The organism is Arthrobacter sp. Dra40 (genome assembly GCF_059091905.1).
On the sequence record NZ_JBNHHB010000326.1, the window covers coordinates 1 to 4,162 of the forward strand.

General features: G+C 68.2%; 4 protein-coding genes. 2 read left to right on the plus strand and 2 right to left on the minus strand.

Annotated features, from left to right (window positions below):
* Together AC5RWT_RS35005 and AC5RWT_RS35010 are read left to right on the plus strand one after the other, a co-directional pair.
* Positions 1 to 1,727, plus strand: a 1,727-nt coding sequence (locus AC5RWT_RS35005; protein WP_494084237.1) for a proline--tRNA ligase, incomplete at its 5' end; no start/stop codon positions are given.
* Complete coding sequence (locus tag AC5RWT_RS35010; RefSeq protein ID WP_494084238.1) at positions 1,724 to 2,524, plus strand: sulfite exporter TauE/SafE family protein; 801 nt, start codon at positions 1,724 to 1,726, stop codon at positions 2,522 to 2,524. The genes AC5RWT_RS35005 and AC5RWT_RS35010, both read left to right, overlap by 4 nt.
* Positions 2,525 to 2,540: 16 nt before the next feature.
* On the opposite strand, the gene AC5RWT_RS35015 is transcribed toward AC5RWT_RS35010, so the two are convergent.
* Positions 2,541 to 3,506, minus strand: coding sequence for an aminoglycoside phosphotransferase family protein (locus AC5RWT_RS35015; protein ID WP_494084239.1), 966 nt, complete (start codon positions 3,504 to 3,506; stop codon positions 2,541 to 2,543).
* A gap of 8 nt (positions 3,507 to 3,514) precedes the next feature.
* A partial coding sequence (locus tag AC5RWT_RS35020) for a DUF4439 domain-containing protein (RefSeq protein WP_494084240.1) occupies positions 3,515 to 4,162 on the minus strand: 648 nt, incomplete at its 5' end.

Below are 4,162 nucleotides of genomic sequence, written 5' to 3' on the forward strand. Positions count from 1 at the left end.
ACAAGCTGCTGGTGCGCGCCGGTTACATCCGCCGTGCTGCCCCCGGCATCTATTCCTGGCTGCCGCTGGGGCTGAAGGTGCTGGCCAAGGTGGAGGCAATTGTCCGCGAGGAGATGAATGCCATCGGCGCCCAGGAAGTGCATTTCCCGGCGCTGCTGCCGCGCGAGCCGTATGAGGCGACCAACCGCTGGACGGAATACGGCGATGGCCTGTTCCGGCTGCAGGACCGTAAGGGCGCGGACTACCTGCTGGCGCCCACGCACGAGGAAATGTTCACCCTGCTGGTCAAGGATTTGTACTCCTCGTACAAGGACCTGCCGGTGACCCTGTACCAAATCCAGAACAAGTACCGTGACGAGGCCCGCCCGCGCGCCGGACTGCTGCGGGGCCGCGAATTCATCATGAAGGACTCCTACTCGTTCGATATCGACGACGAGGGCCTGGACGCCAGCTATGACGCGCACCGCCGCGCCTACCTGCGGATCTTCAAGCGGCTGGGGCTGGAAGTCGTCACGGTCAAAGCAACCTCCGGCGCCATGGGCGGGTCAAAGAGCGAGGAGTTCCTGCATCCCACCGAGGTCGGCGAGGACACGTTCGTGCGTTCGCCCGGCGGCTACGCGGCCAACGTGGAGGCCGTCACTACCGTGGCGCCGGAGCCGGTTGACTACGCGAACGCACCGGCGGCCGAGGTCAAGGACACGCCGGACACCCCGACGATTGACACCCTGGTGGCCGCGGCCAACCAGCTGGCCCCGCGGACTGGGGGGGAGTGGACTGCTGCGGACACGTTGAAGAATGTCGTGCTGGCAGTCAAGCTGCCCACCGGCGAGCGGACCGTAGTGGTCATTGGCGTACCAGGTGACCGGGCGGTCGACTTCAAGCGGGTCGAGGCCAACATCGGTGCCTTCCTGCCGGTGGGCGGCGAAGTAGAGGTCGAAGCCGCCACCGAGGACGACCTGAAGAAACATCCCGGGCTGGTCAAGGGCTACATTGGGCCCGGCGGGAGCCTGGACGCCGCAGTGCTCGGTGCCGAGTCGGCCACCGGCCTGCTCTACCTGGTGGATCCGCGGGTAGTACCCGGCACACGCTGGATCACCGGCGCCAACGAGGACGGCAAACACGTGTTCGGTCTGGTCGCTGGCCGCGACTTCGGCTGGGACGGTGTGATTGAGTCGGTCGAGGTCCGCGAAGGCGACCCGGCACCTGACGGTTCAGGTCCGCTGGAGGCAGCCCGCGGCATTGAAATGGGGCACATCTTCCAGCTCGGCCGCAAATACGCCGAGGCGCTGGGACTGCAGGTGCTGGACCGCAACGGCAAGCTGGCCACGGTGACCATGGGCTCCTACGGCGTCGGCGTGACCCGCGCGGTAGCGGCGCTGGCCGAGGCGAACCACGACGACAAGGGCCTGGTCTGGCCGGCCAACGTGGCCCCGGCCCACGTCCACATCGTGGCAACCGGCAAGGGCGAAGAAATCTTCGAGGCAGCCAACAAGCTGGCAGAAGAGCTGTCGGGCGCCGGCGTCGACGTGATCTATGACGACCGGCCCAAGGTTTCCCCGGGCGTGAAGTTCTCCGATGCCGAACTGATCGGCGTGCCCACTATTGTGGTGGTCGGCCGCGGCCTGGCGGACGGCGTCGTGGAGGTCAAGGACCGGGCTACCGGCCAGGCAGAAAACGTTCCGGTGGCCACTGCGGCAACGCATCTGGCGGCACTGGCCGGGAGGTGATTTCCGGACTTGAGGAACTGCAGCTGGCCACCCTCGCCCTCGTGGTGGTGGCTGGCTTCGCTGCCGGATGGGTGGACGCCGTGGTTGGCGGGGGCGGGCTGATCCAGCTGCCGGTGCTGCTGCTGGTGCCCGGCATCAGCCCGGTCCAGGCACTGGCCACCAACAAGATGGGCTCCATCTTCGGGACCACCACCAGCGCCGTCACCTACTACCGCAGGGCGCACCCGGACCTTAAGACCGCATTGCCGATGGCCGGTATCGCGCTGGCCGGAAGCTTCGGCGGAGCCATCGTCGCGACCGTGCTGCCGGCCGAAGTGTTCAAACCGATCATTGTTCTCGCCCTGGTCGCGGTAGCTGTCTTCACGGCGCTCCGTCCGACCGCGGGTTCCCTGACCCAGCTGAGGTACCAAGGTGCGCGCCACCTGGGCACCGCGGCCGGAATAGGCCTCATCATCGGGTTTTACGACGGCCTGATTGGTCCCGGTACCGGGTCTTTCCTGATCATCGCCATGGTGGCACTGCTCGGCTACAACTTCCTGGCCGCCAGCGCGAAGGCAAAGATCGTCAACATGGCAACAAACCTGGGCGCCCTGGCGTTCTTCCTGCCCAGCGGAGCGCTGCTGTGGGGGCTGGGCCTGGTGCTGGGATTGGCAAACATGGCAGGCGGGTATGTTGGTGCCCGGATGGCCGTTTCCCAGGGCAGCAGGTTTATCCGCGTGATCTTCCTGATCGTGGTCGCAGCGCTGATCCTCAAGCTTGGCTATGACGTGCTGCAGGAGAACGTGCTCGGCCGCTGAGCGGGGACAGCGCGGCTCAGGCAGGTGCTGCCAGGGCGTGCGCGGGCGGAAGATCCGGCAGGGTCCGGCCGGCCAGGGTCGAGGCGACCCAGAGCGACCGCAGGCAGTCGCCGGTGGCACCGCGCTGCAGGTAGTCGAGGGCATTGTCCACCTCGCGCGCCACCGCCCACTGCAGGGCGGTGTCCGGATCCATGCCGGCCGCTTCCGCCAGCTCGGTGCACCTGGTGTTGAGGTGCCGCCCGGGATCGGTGGCCGACAGGTCTGCGATCCGGTTCCACAGCATCGGTGCGGCGGTGAACTCGGGCTCGCCGACCATAGGCTTCGGGTCGATGGCGGCTAAACATTCCGGGGCATCCAAACGGGCCAGAATGTTGGCGTAGTGCAGGTCGCTGTGCAGAAGAACGTCGCGGTCCTCGCGCCGGCCGACGCTGCCCCGGATCTGGCACACTTCCAAGGCACACTCCATCAGCCAGGTGGGGAACGGTTTCCCCAGCTCGAGCCAACGGGCAGGGAGCGTGTCCGTCCATTCTTCGGCCAGTGCGGACACCTGCGTGAAGCGGCCCCGTGCCTCAGCGGCGGGGGCGTCCTGAAGTTGGCGGACCAGCCCGCCCCACAGGCCGATCGTATCGTCGAAGGCAACCGAGTCCAGCGGGCGGTGGACATCGAGCCGCTCCAGCAGCAGCACGAACGGGCCGCGTTCATCCAGCAGCTGCACGGCTCCGTGGCCGGCCCACAGCCTGAGGGCCAGGGCTTCACCCTCGGCTTCCGGGTGGGGAACGGTCAGCTTCAGGACGGCCGGACGGCCCTCCGGTGCCAGCACGGGAAAGACTGCCGCGGTATGGCCGAACCATGGGCCGCCAGCCTCAGCCCGCAGGTCCATGGCCTGCATGGCCTCGTCATGGAGATCGTCAAAGCTGCCCAGCCACGCGCGGCCGGCAGCTGTGCCGGCTGCGGTCTGCCGCAAGCCGGAAGGCAGTTCCATTCCGGCTTTCATGAGGCAGCAGCGGTCGCGGGAGCAGACAGCAGCTCGTCGTCCAGTCCGGGGGCCGGCAGCACGATCCCCGTCGCCGCCGCCTGCTCGGCAGTGGCCGCGGCGAGCCCGGACACCGCGTGCTGCCGGACCGTCCCGTCGCTGAGCGCCACCAAGTCGGCCAACGGACCGAGGGCAGCCTGCTCGGCATCCTGCAGCGCCTGCACCGGATCGCTGGTGAATTCCCCGCCCAACGGATACACAGGTTCGGGCAAGGGAAGGGCCAGGCACTCGGCCGCCGCTACGGACCGCCAGATTTCCGCGGACTTGGCATGGGCGCCCAGGCGTTGGGCGGCTGCGCCGCGGTCAGCGCCGGCCAGGTGCGGCAACACGGTTTCGTAGGCGTAAACCAGGCGCTCCTGGCTGCGGACGACGGCGGCGACGGCCTGCGCCGTCGTCGGCGCGGTGGGCGTGGGCGGCCGGCTTTCGCCAGCTTCGGCGGCTTCGGGTGCGCAAGTGGCGGACGCCTTCGGCAACACGGGGGAGTCCCATGGCCTGGCCACTGCGGCCCCGGCCTCTGCCTGTGCCTGGGCGAAGACGGCGGAACCGATCGAGGCGAGCAGCCGGGCCAGCCCCGGGTCTGTCACCTGGGCATCGGCGAGCAAGTC

Bases quoted from the DNA above. Each gene is read 5' to 3' on its own strand.
- AC5RWT_RS35015 (WP_494084239.1), bottom strand. From the start codon at position 3,506: ATGGAACTGCCTTCCGGCTTGCGGCAGACCGCAGCCGGCACAGCTGCC.